Raw genomic sequence first — 16,562 nt, 5'->3', positions numbered from 1 at the left:
ATGCGCAGCCGGGGCTTGAAACCAAAAACGCCGCAGGTTTCCCCGCGGCGTTCATAGAATAAGGCAGAGCCTGCTTTACTGTTTGACCTCTGCAGCCGGGTTTGCACCACCCTTGGCGCTGCGGCCGGGGTTCAGCGGGTCGTCCTGACGCTGAACCGAACCTTCGAAATGCGCGCCGCTTTCGATCGCGATGGTCTTGTGGATGATGTCGCCTTCGACACGTGCGGTCGAGGTCAGGCGGACTTTCAGACCGCGCACGCGGCCTACGATGCGGCCGTTGATCACGACATCATCTGCGGTGACCTCACCCTTGATGGTCGCAGTTTCACCGATGGTCAGCAGATGGGCGCGAATGTCACCTTCGACAGTGCCTTCCACCTGAATATCGCCGGATGTTTTCAGGTTGCCGGTGATGTGCAGATCTGACGACAGAACCGATGCCGGGGGCTTGGGCTTGGGCGCAGTGCTGGCCTTGGCTTCTGACGGCGCAGGCGCGGCAGGCGTCGCGGGGGCAGCCGGTTTTGCGGCCTCTGTGTCTTTGGTTCCGGGCTCGTTGATTTTGCTCTTAGAAAACATTTCTCGCAGCCTTGATGTAAGTCATTGGGTTAACAGGTTTTCCATTCACGCGTACCTCGTAATGAAGATGCGTGCCGGTCGACCGTCCGGTGCTACCCATATCAGCAATATGATCCCCGCGCGAGACCCTTTGACCAACCTTTACGCGTATCTTGGTGTTATGAGCATAAAGTGTCTCAATTCCAAAGGCATGCTTAATTTTTACCAATCGTCCGAACCCTGATTGCCAGCCAGCATGGGTGACCACACCATCGGCGGTCGCGAAGATATCCGTTCCATGCGCACCAGCGAAATCGGCACCGTTGTGCATGCGCCGGCCACCGGTCTTGGGGTCCCGGCGGGTGCCGAAGCCACTGGTGTAACGCACGACCGCGTTCACAGGGCTTGCAAACGGCGCCTTTTCGGCGGCAATGCGATAGAGGTTCAGCTGGTCCATCTGCTGCAGCAGAGTATTCGCGCGGACTTCGTCGGGGGTCAGTTCCTCGCCGCGCGTGCTGAAGGATATGGGGGTTAGGGGGCCGCCCATGCCGCTGTACCCGCGCCGTACTTCTTCAATGATACGGTCTGTGGGCATTCCTGCCTGACGGAACATCTTGTCGAGCGGCTCGACCGAGATAACCATCGCCTCTTCCAGCTGACGGAAAATTTCGTCGCTTCGTTCCTGCATGAGCCGGATTTCCAGCTCAAGGTCATCACGCTGTTCAAGCGCGTCCTTGGCGTCGGCTGCGATCTGGTCCCGTTCCAAGGCCGTGCGGGCCAAAGCCTGGGTCATGAAATCCATCTGAGCCGGGTTGCTCACGTTTGCCATGTAAGCGTCCGCGCCATCCTCCTGCTTGAGGCTGGCCAACTCTAGCCGCGCGTCTTCGCGCTGCTTCATCGTCGCACGCAGAGTGGTTTGAATGACTTCAATGCCCGTTTCCAACTCGCGGCGGCGGTTTTCCGACGCCAGAAGCTCGGATTGCATCGTCGAAATTTGTTCAAGCGCCGTGTTGAAACGGTCCTGCGCCATTAGCGCCTCAGAGGCACGCATATCCCGCTCGGCTGAAAGTACGTTCAGACGTTCCTGATAGGTTGCCTGATCCCGCTTGGCCTGCTCGCGGAAATTACCTGATCCAATGCTGTCCATCAGCAGGATTGCGGTTGCGACGGCAGTCCAGCCAACGAAGACGGCGACGCCCGCAACGGCAATCACCTGCGTCTCGGAACTGAGACGGATAAACCGCGTATCATTGTCAGATTTCAGAAAAACCCGGCGTTCCGGAAAGTGCCGCTCGAGCAGTGAGTGTAGTTTGATTGCCAGACGTGTTCGCACGCGTCTTCCCTCTTTCCATCCCCAAATTTGGGACCGGTTGTGAGTGATCTCCGTCCCTTGAGGCAACTGCATAGAGGGGACATGTGATTTGGGCAAGTTTGTTGACCAGTTCACACATGAAACCGGTTTTTTCCCGCCAGTTTTAGGCGGGAAGTTGCCGATAGCGTCAACTTGCGCATGTTTAATGGGCTTGTCCTGGCGCAGGCAGGTCTTCGGTCAGAGGCCAGTAAAAGTCGGGTGGCAACCCGGCTTCAGCGCGTTTTTCCTCGTTGAACGGAGGTTTAAGGACCCCGTGGAAATAGCGCCGTACAAGCTCATGAAACACATCCTTGGGATCTGCATTCTCTCTTCCGCACAAAAAGTGGAACCATTTTGATCCATAGGCGACATGTCCCACCTCTTCGGCATAGATGACCTCAAGCGCGGCGATGGCGTGGTCGTCGTTGGCTTTGCGGAAGATGTCGATCATGCCCGGCGTAACGTCCAGCCCGCGCGCCTCAAGCACCATCGGGACAACGGCCAGACGCCCCATCAGATCCTCGGCCGTGTCTTCAGCGGCACGCCACATGCCGGCATGGGCGGGCAGGGCGCCATAGTGACTGCCCATGCGTTCAAGGCAATCGCAAACCATTTCGAAATGGCGCGATTCTTCTTCGGCGCATTTGACCCAGTCGTCATAGAAACCAATTGGCATGGGAACATGACCGAACCGCGCAATGATGTCCCAATGCAGGTCAACCGCATTCAACTCGATATGGGCGACTGCGTGCAACAACGCGATCCGTCCAGCTACGGTGCCAGGTTTGCGTTTGGGTACTTCGCGGGGAGACAGCAGTTCAGGCCGTTCCGGCCGCGCCGGTTGTAGCGGAGGCGTCGAGGTACCGACCTTGATCTCGGGTGCATCGCCTTTTCGCGCAGCGAACCATTCGGCAGCATAGCGTTTGGACAGGGCGGTCTTGGCCCGCCCATCCGCCGTGGTCAGAACTTCGGTTGCCATCAGGGTCAGTGTTTTGGGCACAGGTCCGCTCCGTTCAGGTTTGGGCGGGTCTTAAACCGGATGGCAACCGCAGGAAAGAGCCGTCAGAGCGCGCGCACCGCCTCAAGCACCTCATCCACATGACCGGGCACTTTGACTTTGCGCCAAGCGCGGGCAATCTTGCCCTCGGCGTCGATCAGAAATGTAGACCGTTCGATCCCCATCGACTTGCGGCCATACATGTTCTTTTCGACCCAGACGCCATAGTCTTCGCATACGGTTGATCCTTCGTCGGACAAAAGCGGTGTGGTCAGGCTGTGTTTGGCGACGAATTTGTCATGCTTGGCGACGCTGTCGCGCGAAATGCCGAAAACGTGAGCCCCGGCATCGGCAAAGGCCTGAAGTTGTTCCGAGAAACCGATGGATTCCTTGGTGCAGCCCGGCGTATCATCACGGGGATAGAAAAACAAAACGACGGCACCTCCGCGCAGATCCGACAACGTGACCTCGCCACCGCCGTCACGGGGCAAAGTGAAATCAGGGGCGATGTCTGTAACGTCGGGCATTGGAAACTCCGTTAAAGGTTTTTATGTGCTGCTCGGGATCATAGGGCGGCACGAGCGGGTTGAAAGGCGTGGATAGCAATTTGGTGCAGCACGACGAAAAAAGTGCAGACCAGAGCCAGACACCTCGGCGTCGCAGGTCGCGTCGTCGGTTGGCCGCCTATGTGACCCTTGGCGTTACTTTGACACTCGGTGGGTTGGCTGTTGCCGGTTGGTTCTTTCTGATCGGTCACCAGTTGCACGCGCCGCAATGGATGCGCACTCAGGCTGAAAATCGGCTGGATCAGACGTTGGGCGGTTTGAAGGTCAGGTTTGGAGAGGCGACGTTTTTTGTCAATGAGCAGTGGCTTCCTCGCCTCAAATTAAGTGACGTGACGATCAGCGACGCGACCGGGCAACAGATCGCTCAGGTCGGAGATCTGCGCACGCGCCTGTCAATGCGGGGCCTTCTGCGTGGGCAAATCCGGCCCCGCCGCATCATCCTGCAAGATGCGCAGATCGCGCTGACGCGTAACAAGGACGGAGCGCTGTCGCTGACGGTCGGGTCCGGCAGCTCTCCGGTGCAAGAAGCGCCGACGCTGGCCGAGTTGATTGAAGAATCGGATGACGTGTTCTTGTCACCGATCTTGTCCGGTTTGCGCTCGGTCGAGCTGCAATCGCTGACGTTGGATTATCAAGACCTGCGGCTGGGACGGGCTTGGGTGTTTGATGGCGGTCATATCAACGTAACGCGCGATGGGGACGAGATGCGCCTTGCCACGGGGTTTTCGGTTCTGACGGGGCGGGACTATGCCAGTTCGATTGAGGCAAACTACACAAGCCTTCTAGGCAGCCCACAGGCGAGTTTCGGGTTTTCGATCACAGACTTACCAGCTGAAGATATAGCGGGGCAAAGCCTCGCCCTGTCGTGGTTGCAGGTTCTGAAAGCCCCGATTTCAGGATCTTTGCGTGGCAGCGTCGATGACCAGGCGTCTCTGGGCCCACTATTCGCGACACTGAACCTTGGTGCGGGTGCAGTTCAGCCGACGCCCGAGACGCGCCCAATACGGTTCGACTCGGCCCGTACATATTTCACCTATGACCCGAGCCAGCACGTACTGGACTTCAACGAAGCATCCGTGGTCTCGGATCTCGGGGCGGTTCAAGCTGAAGGCAAAGCGTTTCTGGAGGGCATCGAAGATGGTACGCTAGAGAGCCTGACCGCTCAGTTGAAACTGAACGACATCGACATCTATCCCGGTGGTCTTTTCCCGGAATCGTTGGAATCAGCCCGAGCTGAGTTGGACTTTCAGATGAAGCTCCTGCCTTTCGAATTGCGCCTGGGGCAAATGACGCTTGTCGAAGCTGGTCATACGCTGCGGGCCTCGGGGCGCTTGCTGGGTCGCCCGGACGGATGGGTGGCGGCGCTGGATGCTGATCTGGACAATATGACCGCGGACCGATTGCTAAACTATTGGCCCGAAATTCTGGCTCCTAAGCCGCGCTTGTGGGTGTCTGAGAACCTGTACGAAGGCGATTTTTCGGGCGTAGAACTCTCGCTGCGCCTGCGCCCTGAAACCAAGCCAGATATCTATTTGGGGTTCGGTTTCGATAACGCAAAGATAAGATACGCCAAGACCTTGCCGCCCATCCAGAACGCGCAAGGGCGGGTGAGTTTGTTGGAAAACCGGTTTACGGCCTCGGCAGAAAGCGGCGTTGTGATCGCCGATCAGGGTGGCGCCGTGGATGCGTCGGGGACGTCGTTTATCATCCCTGACACGACACTTAAAAAGAACTCGCCCGCGATTGTGCGGATCAAGGCCAAGGGTAAAGCCACTGCCGCGCTGTCGCTGCTGGATCTGCCGCCACTGGAGTTGCTGAGTAAAGCCGGGTTGCCGATAGACCTTGCAGCAGGAGATGTCAGCCTTTCAGGCACGCTGTCGCTGCCGATGAAGAAGGGGCTAAAGTTCGAAGACACCGAGTTCCACTTTACCGGTGACATAGACAACGTGGAAAGCGATCGTCTGGTTCCGGGGTTCGTCGTCAGCTCCGACCGGCTGACCCTGTCCGGAGATCAGACTGCCGTCGAGATCGGAGGGTACGGCCTGTTTGGCGACGTTCCAATGCATGCAACATGGCGACAGCCCATCGGAGGGGCAGCTCCGCAACGCAGCGAACTCTCAGGCGAAATCGAGCTGTCTCCACGTCTGATGACCGAGTTGAAGGCCGGGCTGCCGCAAGGGATGCTGACCGGAGAAGGGACGGCTGACATCACATTGGGCATCGGCGCGGGCGAGCCCATAGAACTCACCGCGACTTCTGATCTGGTGGGGGTGGGCCTGTCGATCCCCGAACTGGGTTGGAGCAAAGGCCGTCGGATCGAAGGCGCAATGACCCTCGACGCGACCTTGGGCGATCAGCTGCGGGTCAACTCGTTGAAACTGGATGCGGCTGGACTTCGCAGCACCGCGTCGATTTCGTTCCGCGAGGGTGGTGAGTTCGATAAGGTCGAATTCAGCTCGTTCGATCTGGGCAACTGGCTTGCAGTTCCGGCGGAACTGGTCAGCCGCGGCGCATCCGTGCCCGATATCCGGGTACAGGGCGGGGTGATGAATCTTGGGGCGGCCACCTTCGGAGGAAGTGGCGGCAGTGGTGGCGGAGGGGCTGGAAACGGGCCTAACTTGGATGTGGTACTGGACCGCCTGCAAGTGACAGACAGCATCGCCCTGACGGGTTTCAAAGGCGATTTCCGAACCACGGGCGGCGTCGCCGGTGCGTTCACGGCACGTATCAACGGTGCTGCGCCGGTTCGAGGTACTATCACGCCCAGAGGTGCACGCAGCGCGGTCGAATTGACATCAGAAGATGCCGGTGAGGCGTTGCGATCTGCCGGGGTGATTACGCAGGCCCGCGGCGGGACCTTGACCATGACATTGGAACCAGTAGGCAACGGCAGCGACTACGACGCCAACCTGAAAATTTCGAACACCCGCATAACCGACGCTCCGGCGATGGCGGCGCTGCTGAACGCCATCAGCCTTGTCGGTTTGATCGACGAAATGGCCGGGCAAGGCATCTTTTTCTCGACTATCGAAAGTCGGATGCGCATTACGCCGACCGAGATCAAGGTCTTAAGTGGCAGCGCCGTTGGTCCCTCAATGGGGCTGTCGTTCGACGGTACGGTTGATCTGGCAAACGGGCTTCTGAATCTGCGGGGGGCGATCTCGCCGATCTACTTGGTCAACGCGATCGGCAGTGTTTTTACCAAGAAGGGGGAAGGGGTGATCGGCTTTAACTATACGCTGACCGGCCCGTTGAGTGCGCCTAAAGTGTCGGTCAATCCACTGTCCGGTCTGGCCCCTTTGTTTTTACGTAATCTGTTACGTGCACCGGCGCCGACCGTGGCAGATGGCCCGAATGCGCAACCCGTTCGACCCGACAAGCCGAAAAAGACCTTTGGGTCTCCGTCCGGCGATCGGTAAATTGGGCTGTTGCTGAATCCACTGTGGCCTTGTAAGGCGCGCGCATGAAACTGAGCGATTTTGATTTCCACCTACCTGAAGATTTGATTGCCACGCGGCCTGCGACTCCTCGGTCATCGGCGCGTCTGTTGGTTGCAAACGGTGACGTGACTTCGGATGCGCATGTTTTCGATCTGCCCGACTGGCTGCAACCCGGAGATCGCCTTGTTCTGAACGACACCCGCGTGATCCCCGCACGGTTGAGCGGCCGCCGTCATCGGGACAGTGCGCAGGGGCCGGTCTCAGCCGCGATCGAGGCGACCCTGCTGGAGCCGCAGGCGGACGGGACATGGACCGCTTTGATCAAGCCGTTGAAAAAGGTCAAACCCGGTGAGGATATCAGGTTTTCGGATGAGTTGAGCGCGACGCTGGACCGGGTCGAAGACGGGCAGGCCCACCTGCGGTTCAACCTGACGGGTGAGGATTTCGACACCGCACTGGAGCAGGCCGGAGCGATGCCTTTGCCGCCCTATATCGCTGCCAAGCGCCCGGCAGATGAACAGGACAAGACCGACTATCAAACCATCTGGGCGCGCAATTCTGGCGCAGTCGCGGCCCCTACGGCATCGTTGCACTTCGACTCGGCGGTGATGCAGGAACTTCAAGCGCGGGGCGTGGCGATCACTCATGTTACATTGCATGTCGGGGCGGGGACTTTCCTGCCGGTCAAGGTCGAGGATGTAACAACTCACAAGATGCATGCGGAATGGGGCCGGGTCAGCGAAGCGGCCGCGCAAGAAATCCGTGACACCAAGGCTGCTGGTGGCCGGGTGATCCCGGTCGGCACAACGGCTTTACGACTGATCGAAAGCGCGGCGCGCGGTGGCGACATTCAGGCATGGGAAGGTGAGACAGACATTTTCATCTACCCAGGATTTCAGTTCAACGTGACCGACGCGTTGATGACGAACTTTCACTTGCCGAAATCAACATTGTTGATGCTGGTATCGGCATTGATGGGGCAAGATCGGATGCGCGACGTCTATGCCCATGCGATTGAACAGAAATATCGCTTCTTCTCGTATGGGGATGCGTCGCTGCTGGTCCCAAAGTGACGTAAGTGTCGGGATCACGTCATCGTAATGTCGTAGACAAACACGACGGATACCCGCTTTCATATCAAAACGAACCTAAACGTCAGGTCGGCACAATTCGGAGGCCCCAATGATTCAGGTCCTTTCCAGCGCATGGGCGCTTCTTCTTGGGATGGGTCTTCTTATGATCGGCAACGGCCTGCAGGGGACGATCCTCGGTGTCCGTGGCGAGATCGAGGGGTTTTCGACCCTCCAAATGTCATTCGTGATGTCGGCCTATTTCGTGGGATTCCTCGGCGGATCCCGCCTTGCGCCCGAGATGATCCGGCGCGTCGGACATGTCCGTGTCTTTGCTGCGCTGGCCTCATTCATTTCGGCAGTGATGATCATGTATCCACTGCTCACCAACGAGATTGCGTGGATTCTGGGCCGGGTGGTGATCGGGTTTTGCTTTTCTGGCGTGTATGTCACCGCTGAAAGCTGGCTGAACAACGCGGCCAACAACGAAAACCGCGGGCAAGCACTGTCGCTTTACATGATTGTGCAGATGACCGGGATCATCTCGGCGCAGGGGCTTGTTCTGATTGGTGACCCGTCCGGCTATGAGACGTTCGTGATCGCCTCGATTCTGGTTTCGGTTTCTTTTGCACCGATCCTGCTGTCGATCTCGCCGACACCGGCCTTCGATACCACCAAACCGATGACCCTGCGCGAGTTGATGGGGAAATCTCCGTTGGGATGTGTTGGGATGTTCCTTCTGGGCGGCGTGTTCTCGGCGCAGTTTGGCATGGCTTCGGTCTATGGCGCGCGGGCGGGTTTGTCGTTGGCCGAAATCTCGACCTTCGTGGCTGCGTTCTATGTCGGAGCGGTGCTGCTGCAATACCCTCTGGGATGGTTCTCGGACCGGATGGACAGGCGATTTCTGATCATGCTGGTGGCGATCACTGGGGCTGCCGGGGCGGTCTGTGGCATGCTGTTCGGCGTGTCATTCCCGATCCTGTTGGTCTCGGCTTTTGTCATTGGCGGCATGTCTAACCCGCTTTACTCGATGCTGATCGCCCATACGAACGACTTTCTGGAGCATGAAGATATGGCAGCTGCGTCCGGAGGGCTGGTGTTCATTAACGGTATGGGCGCAATCTCGGGGCCGCTGATTACAGGTTGGTTGATGGGGGACAAAGTCTTGGGACCGCCGGGCTTTTTCCTGATCATTGCTGCGTTGCTGGCCATGACGGCTGTTTATGCGATGTACCGCATGACACAGCGCGCTGCGATTCCCGTCGACGAGACCGGTACAATGTCTCCGATCTATCCAACATCCTCGCCCGTTGCCTTCGAGGTCGCGCAGGAAGTAGCCATCGAAGCTGCCGAGGAAGCGGCAGAGGCCGAGCAGGATACGCAGAATGTTGCCTAAAACACGGAATTATTGCGCAAATGTTGCAATATGTTACTGTCACAAATCTGTAAAACGCCCTTAAATGACGTTACGTCCCTGGGGAGGCGAACATACGGAGTTAAGGGCAATGGCAGGGCCTGAAGACGTACTGAGTTTTTGGTTGGATGAAGTCGGCCCCAAGGGTTGGTATCTGCAGGATGAGGCACTGGATGCTGAAATCCGGGAAAAATTCCTGACCACGTGGGAAGCCGCGAATGAGGGCAAGTTCTCACTTTGGCTTACCTATCCCAGCGGCGCGCTGGCCTACATCATTCTGATGGATCAGTTTCCGCGCAACATGTTCCGAGGCAGCGCCAAGGCGTTTGCGTCTGATCGTGCGGCGTTGTCGGCCGCGAAGTGTGCCGTCGACAAGGGTTGGGATCTTAGGATCGACGAACCCGCCAGGCAGTTCTTTTATCTGCCACTGATGCACTCTGAGAACCTGTGTGATCAGGAACGCTGTGTGCGACTGATGTGTCAAAACATCCAAGGCGACGCCAGCAATCTGTTGCACGCCCGAGCCCATCGTGAGGTGATCCGCCAATTCGGTCGTTTCCCTTATAGGAACGAGGCGCTGTCGCGCCCCATGACCGAACACGAAGCAGCCTATGTGGACATGGGTGGCTATGGGGCGACGGTGCGGGAATTGCAGGCTGCTGGTTAACTACCCGGTACGCACCCACGGATAGCGATAATTCGGTCGGCGGCAACGTCGGCCGTGGTTGTAATAGCGGTTTGTATCAGCTCATCCGGTGCTTCGGTCAGGTCTGCGATGCGTGTCTGAGCTGCTTGCAGTTTAGTTTCGAGCCCGTCGAGTTTACCTAGTGCCGCTGAAATCTGTTGCGCTGTGGCGCTGTCGAAAAGGATTGTATTGTCTCGCAGCGAGGAAAGCTCGCTGCGCAAGGCCGTCAATTCTCCGCGCACGCCCTGAACCTCGTCTTTAAGCGGGGCAACGATGTGAAGGTTCTCTGCGAAGGCTGTCGTGACGCCTTCGACGGTCGATGCTAGTTTCCAGCCCAAAAACAGACACAAAGCCACCAGGATCAGCGTTGCGTTCAACATAGCAAGCAACAGGTCGGAGAGTGTTCTGGCCATGATAAGTCATTCCAATTCGTCGTGAAAAAATAATGGGTCGGGTTGCCCCGGTATCTATGTTCTAGCCATTAGCAACTGTGCGGTATAGGCTGAAAAATGCGCGATGAGCGCGAATTGACCCGCCGCTAGTAATGTCGCGGGCAATTTCGTTGATGCATGTCTAAATATAGTTTAATGGTGAACTAATTTCTGCATCGACCTGCGCCGAGAGGGAAACATGGCTGCAAAATCTTTTGATCTTATCGTAATTGGCGCCGGCCCTGGCGGCTATGTGGCCGCCATTCGTGCGGCGCAGCTTGGGCTGAAGGCTGCTGTGGTAGAGCGCGAGCATCTGGGCGGCATCTGCTTGAACTGGGGATGCATCCCGACCAAGGCGCTTCTGCGCTCGTCTGAGGTGTTCCATTTGATGGAGCGGGCAAAGGATTTCGGCCTCAAGGCCGAGAAGATTGGCTATGATCTGGATGCGGTGGTTAAACGATCACGAGGAGTCGCGGGCCAGTTGTCGGGTGGCATTGGCCACCTGTTGAAAAAGAATAAAGTGACCGTAGTGATGGGCGAGGCGACGATCCCCGCCAAGGGCAAGGTTTCGGTAAAAACCGAAAAGGGAACTGAAGAACTGACGGCCAAGAACATCGTTCTGGCCACCGGCGCCCGCGCGCGCGAGCTGCCGGGGCTTGAAGCAGACGGTGATCTGGTCTGGACTTACAAGCACGCGTTGCAGCCACCACGGATGCCGAAGAAGCTTTTGGTTATCGGTTCGGGCGCGATCGGTATCGAATTCGCCAGCTTCTATAACACGCTTGGGGCTGATACGACCGTGGTCGAGGTGATGGATCGCGTATTGCCTGTCGAGGACGCGGAAATCAGCGCCTTTGCCAAGAAAGCTTTTACCAAACAGGGCATGACCATCATGGAAAAAGCGATGGTTAAGCAGTTGGATCGCGCCAAGGGCAAGGTTACCGCGCATATTGAGGTCAAAGGTAAAGTCGAAAAACACGAGTTCGACACCGTGATCTCGGCCGTTGGAATCGTTGGTAACGTCGAAAATCTCGGGCTGGAGGCTTTGGGTGTCAAAATCGACCGAACCCACGTTGTGACGGATGAATTCTGCCGAACCGGGGTCGATGGTCTTTACGCGATCGGGGATATCGCGGGCGCGCCTTGGTTGGCGCATAAGGCAAGCCATGAGGGCGTCATGGTTGCTGAGTTGATCGCTGGCAAACATGCGCATCCGGTCAAACCGGAAAGCATCGCGGGTTGTACTTATTGCCAGCCGCAGGTCGCCTCGGTCGGCTATACCGAAGCTAAGGCGAAAGAGCTGGGCTATGACGTCAAAGTGGGTCGCTTCCCCTTTATCGGAAATGGCAAAGCAATCGCGTTAGGTGAACCAGAGGGGATGATCAAAACCATCTTTGACGCCAAAACCGGTGAATTGCTGGGCGCGCACATGATCGGCGCAGAAGTCACGGAGTTGATTCAGGGCTACGTGGTCGGACGTCAGTTGGAAACCACGGAAGAGGATCTGATGAACACGGTTTTCCCGCATCCAACCCTGTCGGAAATGATGCACGAAAGCGTGTTGGACGCTTATGGCAAGGTCATTCACATGTGATCGACCAGGGTGGGGGCGCTGCCCCCGCCGCCCTTTGGGCGACTCCCCCGAGGTATTTCCGGCCAGATGAAGAGACGAATCCTTCATTCATCTGGCCAAAAATACCTCGGAGCGCGAGGCAGAGCCTCGCTGAAAACCTAGCGCGTTAGCGCGTCCAGGATGCGGGCCCAGGACCGGATGCCTTTGTGAAAGCTTTTGACGTCGTATTTCTCATTCGGCGAGTGAATTGCGTCATCATCGTTGGCAAAGCCGACAAGCATCGAGTCCAAACCCAGCTCGGTATTGAAATATCCGACCACAGGGATTGAGCCGCCCATACCAGTGAACACGGCTTCGCGGCCCCATTCATCAGACAATGCGCCGCGGGCGGCTTCGAATTCAGGCCGTTCTAGATTCATGACCGAGGCTGGAGAGCCTTCCAGATCATTGTCCCATTCGACATTTGCGTCGGCGGACAGACGGTCTTCGACATGTTTGCGGATTTTGTTGCGCAAATCATCAGGATCCATGTCGCCAACCAGACGACAAGTAATCTTGCAGTGCGCGCGTGACGGAATCACCGTTTTTGAACCTGCGCCGTTGTATCCCCCCCACAGGCCGTTGACTTCGAGCGTTGGCCGGGCCCATTGCTGTTCGAGTGTTGAGTACCCTTTTTCACCGTGCGGTTGAGAATAGCCCACGGAGTTAAGATAGTCTTCCTCGTCAAACCCGCAGCCTTGCCACTGACGAAGTTGGTCAGCTGGAACTTCGTGGACGCCATCATAAAAGCCTTCGACAGCAACGCGGCCGGACGCGTCGTCATAGAAAGAAGCAACGATCCTTGACAATTCGCGCAGTGGATTCAGACCGGGGCCGCCGTAATGCCCCGAGTGCAGATCGATACGCGGACCAATGATGGTGAATTCGTCCTTGAGCATCCCGCGCAGTTGCGAGGCAATCGAGGGCACTCCGCGTGACACCATCGAAGTATCGCAGACCAAAGCCAAGTCGGCTTTCAATTCGGCGGCGTTCTCGCGCAGGAAAGGCACCAGAGAAGGTGAGCCAGACTCTTCCTCGCCTTCGAAGAAAAATGTGATGCGACAGGGCAGGGTACCGTGCACTGCTTTCCACGCACGACAAGCTTCGACAAAGGTCATCAATTGGCCCTTGTCGTCAGATGATCCGCGACCGCGGATGACAGGGCCGTTTTCTGTGTCCTCGATTGCGGGGTCAAACGGATCACGGTTCCACAGGTCTAACGGGTCCACCGGCTGTACATCATAATGCCCGTAAAAGAGAACATGAAGGGCGTCGCTGTCTTCTCCGATGTGACCAACTACCATCGGATGACCTGTGGTTTCGCGCTTTTCGGCGTGAATGCCGATTGTTTTCAGATCGGCGACCAACCAATCGGCGGCCTGGCTGACCTGAGCGTCAAACGCGGGATCCGTCGAGATGGAGGGGATGCGCAACAGCTCCATCAGGCGGTCGATTGAGGTTTGCAAATCGGCGTCGATACGGTTCAGAACTGCGTCAAGCGTCATGGAAGGCTCCTGCCAATGGGATTGATGGCCGAACCCTATCAGCGCGGATGGCGCCGTCCAGCCCATATGCCGGCGAATATTGGGTAATATCGGAAACATGGCGCGCTGCCCTGCGTCGTTTCCCCACGTCCGATAGCCGTAACTTTACTTGTCGCGTCACAAGTGAAGCGATATTTGATGCAAATCAAATAAGCATTCCCGGACTCGGTTATATGGTCCGAGCACTTGGGAACACATCGGCGTCGTTCGAAGACGGGGTCGTGGAATATGTCCGGTCAATGTGGATTGGCTGGGCTGTTAAGGAGAAACCGGTGGACTATACTGCTCAGCTCGATACTGCGATTGCCATGCTGCACGACGAAGGACGCTACCGGACCTTCATCGACATTGAACGTCGCAATGGTCATTTCCCGCATGCGGTTCACACCCGCCCAGACGGGTCCCAGCAAAACATCACGGTGTGGTGCGGCAACGACTATCTTGGCATGGGGCAAAACCCTGTTGTCCTGAACGCCATGCACGCGGCTGTGGAGTCCGCCGGTGCCGGCTCGGGCGGTACACGCAATATTTCGGGCACAACAGTTTACCATAAACAGCTTGAGGCCGAGCTGGCCGATTTGCACGGCAAGGAAGCCGCGCTGCTGTTCACGTCTGCTTATATCGCCAACGACGCGACGCTGAGCACTTTGCCCAAACTGTTCCCCGGGCTGATTATCTATTCGGATGCTTTGAACCACGCCTCGATGATCGAAGGCGTACGCCGCAATGGTGGGGCGAAACGTATTTTCCGTCACAATGACGTTGCGCATCTGCGCGAACTGCTTAAAGCCGACGATCCTGCCGCACCCAAGCTGATCGCGTTCGAATCCGTCTATTCGATGGATGGTGACTTTGGTCCTATCGAAGAGATCTGTGATCTCGCCGATGAGTTTGGCGCTCTGACTTATATCGATGAGGTCCACGCGGTGGGCATGTATGGCCCTCGGGGCGGTGGCGTGACCGAGCGGGACCGTCTGGCCCACCGGATCGACATCATCAACGGCACGCTGGCAAAAGCCTTTGGCGTCATGGGCGGCTATATCGCGGCAAGCGCGAAAATGTGTGACGCAGTGCGTTCTTACGCGCCGGGTTTCATCTTTACCACGTCTCTGCCGCCAGCCGTCGCTGCGGGTGCCGCGGCGTCGGTCGCTTATCTGAAGAATGCTCCTGAACTCCGCGAGCAGCACCAGACGCAGGCCAAAATTCTCAAGCTGCGGCTCAAGGGGTTGGGCCTGCCATTGATCGACCACGGCAGTCACATTGTCCCGGTGATTGTTGGCAACCCGGTTCACACCAAGAAGCTGAGCGATATGTTGCTGGATGACTATGGCATCTATGTCCAGCCGATCAATTTCCCGACCGTTCCACGCGGAACGGAGCGCTTGCGGTTTACGCCGTCACCTGTTCACGGACCCAATGAAATGAACAGTCTGGTTCAGGCGATGGACGAACTTTGGTCACATTGTGCGCTAAATCGCGCCGAACTCGCAGGTTAACCTCACGCCAAAGTGTGCAACGTGTTTTTCACGTGTTAGGCTTAAGCTAACAAAAGAAGTGACCGAATCGTGTAGGATTGATTCGGTTCTTGCGTGAAACACGCGTAGGCAGAATGGGGCAGCAGGGATGATTGGGCGCAGATCTCAGCGCGAATCCGAAGATGAAACCGACGTCAGGCCAAAGGGCTTTGACGATTACGAGGTGAGTCTGGGTGATCGGATGCGCGGGGAACGCGCAACGATGGGCAAGTCCCTACTGGATGTCCAACGCGAGCTGCGGATCAAAGCCAACTACATTGCAGCCATAGAAGACGCTGACCCTGACGCATTTGATACACCGGGTTTTATCGCAGGGTACGTCAGGTCTTACGCGCGTTACCTGGGTATGAACCCGGATGAAACCTTCGCCACCTTTTGTGCCGAAAGCGGGTTTGAAGTTGCCCATGGCATGTCGGCCGAAGCATCGGTTGTACGCAAACCAAATGGAGGGCTGCCCGCGCGCGGTCCCATGGGACGCGATCCCTTTACCTCTCCTAACACGCCGTTTGTTCCCGGACGTGAGTCGTTTGTCAGCCAGATCGAACCGCGTGCAATCGGGTCTTCGCTGGTTTTGCTGGCTGTAATATGTGGCATAGGATACGGCGGATGGGCGGTGCTGAACCGCATTCAGCAAGTTCAAGTCAGCCCGGTTGAGCAAGCACCTGTTGTTCTGTCCGACCTCGATCCGTTGGACGTTGCGCGCAGTGCGACACCAGACGAACAAGTGGCGGCGACCGATTTGCCAAGTGCTGAAGCTCTGGACCGGCTGTATCGTCCCCAGGCGTTGGACCTGCCGGTATTGGTGGCCCGAGACGCGCCGATTTCTACTCTGGACCCTCGCACAGTTGGAACATTCCAGCCGCCCGAGCCGCCTCAGATTGAAGTGGCCGAGGTGCACACGGTCGAACGTCCCGCTTTGCCGCAGGTTGTTGAAAAGCTGGATACGACGCTGAAGATTGTGGCCGTGAATCCTTCGTGGATGCGCGTAACTGCTGCGGATGGCAGTATCATCTTCGAAGGCACATTAGGAACGGTAGAGCAGGGCAACACTTTTGAGGTGCCTCTGACGGAAGAACCTCCGCAACTTCGGGCCGGCGCGTCGGGTTCTGTTTACTTTTCAATGAACGGTGAACATTTCGGCCCGGTAGGCGCGCCGGGAACAGTTGCTAAAGGCGTGATTCTATCCAAGGACGCTGTTGCCGAAACCTACAGTGTTGCGGATCTGGAAGCCGAGCAGAACAGCGCGCTCAAGCGCCTTGTGGCCGAGCTTCAGGCGCAGGAACCTGTTGCTGCATCTGATTGATCTAGCCATTGCGATAGTGGGGTAAGCGAACTATCTAAAGGCGCAACCTAGTCTGTCTT

13 protein-coding genes are annotated in these 16,562 nt (G+C 57.3%); 7 read left to right on the top strand and 6 right to left on the bottom strand.

Going from position 1 to position 16,562, the window contains the following annotated elements; translation table 11 throughout:
- Positions 1 to 75: 75 nt before the first annotated feature.
- From AC2TAD_RS02575 to AC2TAD_RS02560, 4 genes are all read right to left on the bottom strand, one after another.
- Positions 76 to 576 (bottom strand): bactofilin family protein, encoded by a 501-nt coding sequence (locus tag AC2TAD_RS02575; RefSeq protein WP_170354502.1) that lies wholly within the window; start codon positions 574 to 576, stop codon positions 76 to 78.
- A complete protein-coding gene (locus AC2TAD_RS02570; protein ID WP_170354501.1) occupies positions 566 to 1,888 on the bottom strand; it encodes a DUF5930 domain-containing protein in 1,323 nt (440 codons plus the stop codon). The genes AC2TAD_RS02575 and AC2TAD_RS02570 overlap by 11 nt, the downstream gene beginning before the upstream one ends.
- 181 nt (positions 1,889 to 2,069) lie before the next feature.
- Positions 2,070 to 2,885, bottom strand: a complete 816-nt coding sequence (locus AC2TAD_RS02565) for a ferritin-like domain-containing protein (RefSeq protein ID WP_480866641.1) — start codon at positions 2,883 to 2,885, stop codon at positions 2,070 to 2,072.
- An 83-nt stretch (positions 2,886 to 2,968) separates the two neighbouring features.
- Positions 2,969 to 3,430, bottom strand: coding sequence for a peroxiredoxin (locus tag AC2TAD_RS02560; protein WP_170354500.1), 462 nt, complete (start codon positions 3,428 to 3,430; stop codon positions 2,969 to 2,971).
- A gap of 68 nt (positions 3,431 to 3,498) precedes the next feature.
- Between AC2TAD_RS02560 and AC2TAD_RS02555 the strand changes: the two genes are divergently transcribed.
- The 4 genes from AC2TAD_RS02555 to AC2TAD_RS02540 all read left to right on the top strand — a co-directional run bounded on the left by AC2TAD_RS02555 (position 3,499) and on the right by AC2TAD_RS02540 (position 10,060).
- Complete coding sequence (locus tag AC2TAD_RS02555) at positions 3,499 to 6,888, top strand: YhdP family protein (RefSeq protein ID WP_480865772.1); 3,390 nt, start codon at positions 3,499 to 3,501, stop codon at positions 6,886 to 6,888.
- 44 nt (positions 6,889 to 6,932) lie between these two features.
- The gene (gene queA, locus AC2TAD_RS02550) at positions 6,933 to 7,982 is read left to right on the top strand and encodes a tRNA preQ1(34) S-adenosylmethionine ribosyltransferase-isomerase QueA (protein WP_480865770.1); all 1,050 of its coding nucleotides are present in this window, start codon (positions 6,933 to 6,935) and stop codon (positions 7,980 to 7,982) included.
- A 109-nt stretch (positions 7,983 to 8,091) separates the two neighbouring features.
- Positions 8,092 to 9,375, top strand: a complete 1,284-nt coding sequence (locus tag AC2TAD_RS02545) for an MFS transporter (RefSeq protein ID WP_170354497.1) — start codon at positions 8,092 to 8,094, stop codon at positions 9,373 to 9,375.
- A gap of 109 nt (positions 9,376 to 9,484) precedes the next feature.
- Positions 9,485 to 10,060, top strand: coding sequence for a DUF924 family protein (locus AC2TAD_RS02540; protein WP_170354496.1), 576 nt, complete (start codon positions 9,485 to 9,487; stop codon positions 10,058 to 10,060).
- Here the strand turns inward: AC2TAD_RS02540 and AC2TAD_RS02535 are convergent.
- Positions 10,057 to 10,491 (bottom strand): hypothetical protein, encoded by a 435-nt coding sequence (locus tag AC2TAD_RS02535; protein ID WP_170752621.1) that lies wholly within the window; start codon positions 10,489 to 10,491, stop codon positions 10,057 to 10,059. The two genes, AC2TAD_RS02540 and AC2TAD_RS02535, sit on opposite strands and share 4 nt — an antisense overlap.
- A gap of 217 nt (positions 10,492 to 10,708) precedes the next feature.
- Here AC2TAD_RS02535 and lpdA point away from each other — a divergent pair, with 217 nt between their 5' ends.
- Positions 10,709 to 12,103: a dihydrolipoyl dehydrogenase gene (gene lpdA, locus AC2TAD_RS02530; protein WP_480865768.1), complete on the top strand. Its 1,395-nt coding sequence runs from the start codon at positions 10,709 to 10,711 to the stop codon at positions 12,101 to 12,103.
- 137 nt (positions 12,104 to 12,240) lie between these two features.
- Here the strand turns inward: lpdA and AC2TAD_RS02525 are convergent, their stop codons facing one another.
- Complete coding sequence (locus AC2TAD_RS02525) at positions 12,241 to 13,626, bottom strand: M20/M25/M40 family metallo-hydrolase (RefSeq protein WP_480865766.1); 1,386 nt, start codon at positions 13,624 to 13,626, stop codon at positions 12,241 to 12,243.
- A 311-nt stretch (positions 13,627 to 13,937) separates the two neighbouring features.
- On the opposite strand from AC2TAD_RS02525, the gene hemA reads away from it, so the two are divergent.
- Together hemA and AC2TAD_RS02515 are read left to right on the top strand one after the other, a co-directional pair.
- The gene (gene hemA, locus AC2TAD_RS02520; RefSeq protein WP_480866639.1) at positions 13,938 to 15,161 is read left to right on the top strand and encodes a 5-aminolevulinate synthase; all 1,224 of its coding nucleotides are present in this window, start codon (positions 13,938 to 13,940) and stop codon (positions 15,159 to 15,161) included.
- A 127-nt stretch (positions 15,162 to 15,288) separates the two neighbouring features.
- Positions 15,289 to 16,503 (top strand): helix-turn-helix domain-containing protein, encoded by a 1,215-nt coding sequence (locus tag AC2TAD_RS02515; protein ID WP_480865764.1) that lies wholly within the window; start codon positions 15,289 to 15,291, stop codon positions 16,501 to 16,503.
- The last annotated feature ends 59 nt before the right edge of the window (positions 16,504 to 16,562 follow it).

This window comes from Ruegeria sp. HKCCD7628 (assembly GCF_057221005.1).
The sequence above is the reverse complement of the archived record's forward strand: the minus strand, read 5'-3'. Positions and strand labels throughout refer to the sequence as shown.

Coding starts and splice junctions, on each gene's coding strand:
- AC2TAD_RS02575 (WP_170354502.1), bottom strand. CDS start 576: ATGTTTTCTAAGAGCAAAATCAACGAGCCCGGAACCAAAGACACAGAG.
- AC2TAD_RS02565 (WP_480866641.1), bottom strand. CDS start 2,885: ATGGCAACCGAAGTTCTGACCACGGCGGATGGGCGGGCCAAGACCGCC.
- AC2TAD_RS02560 (WP_170354500.1), bottom strand. CDS start 3,430: ATGCCCGACGTTACAGACATCGCCCCTGATTTCACTTTGCCCCGTGAC.
- queA (WP_480865770.1), top strand. CDS start 6,933: ATGAAACTGAGCGATTTTGATTTCCACCTACCTGAAGATTTGATTGCC.
- AC2TAD_RS02545 (WP_170354497.1), top strand. CDS start 8,092: ATGATTCAGGTCCTTTCCAGCGCATGGGCGCTTCTTCTTGGGATGGGT.
- AC2TAD_RS02540 (WP_170354496.1), top strand. CDS start 9,485: ATGGCAGGGCCTGAAGACGTACTGAGTTTTTGGTTGGATGAAGTCGGC.
- AC2TAD_RS02535 (WP_170752621.1), bottom strand. CDS start 10,491: ATGGCCAGAACACTCTCCGACCTGTTGCTTGCTATGTTGAACGCAACG.
- lpdA (WP_480865768.1), top strand. CDS start 10,709: ATGGCTGCAAAATCTTTTGATCTTATCGTAATTGGCGCCGGCCCTGGC.
- AC2TAD_RS02525 (WP_480865766.1), bottom strand. CDS start 13,626: ATGACGCTTGACGCAGTTCTGAACCGTATCGACGCCGATTTGCAAACC.
- AC2TAD_RS02515 (WP_480865764.1), top strand. CDS start 15,289: ATGATTGGGCGCAGATCTCAGCGCGAATCCGAAGATGAAACCGACGTC.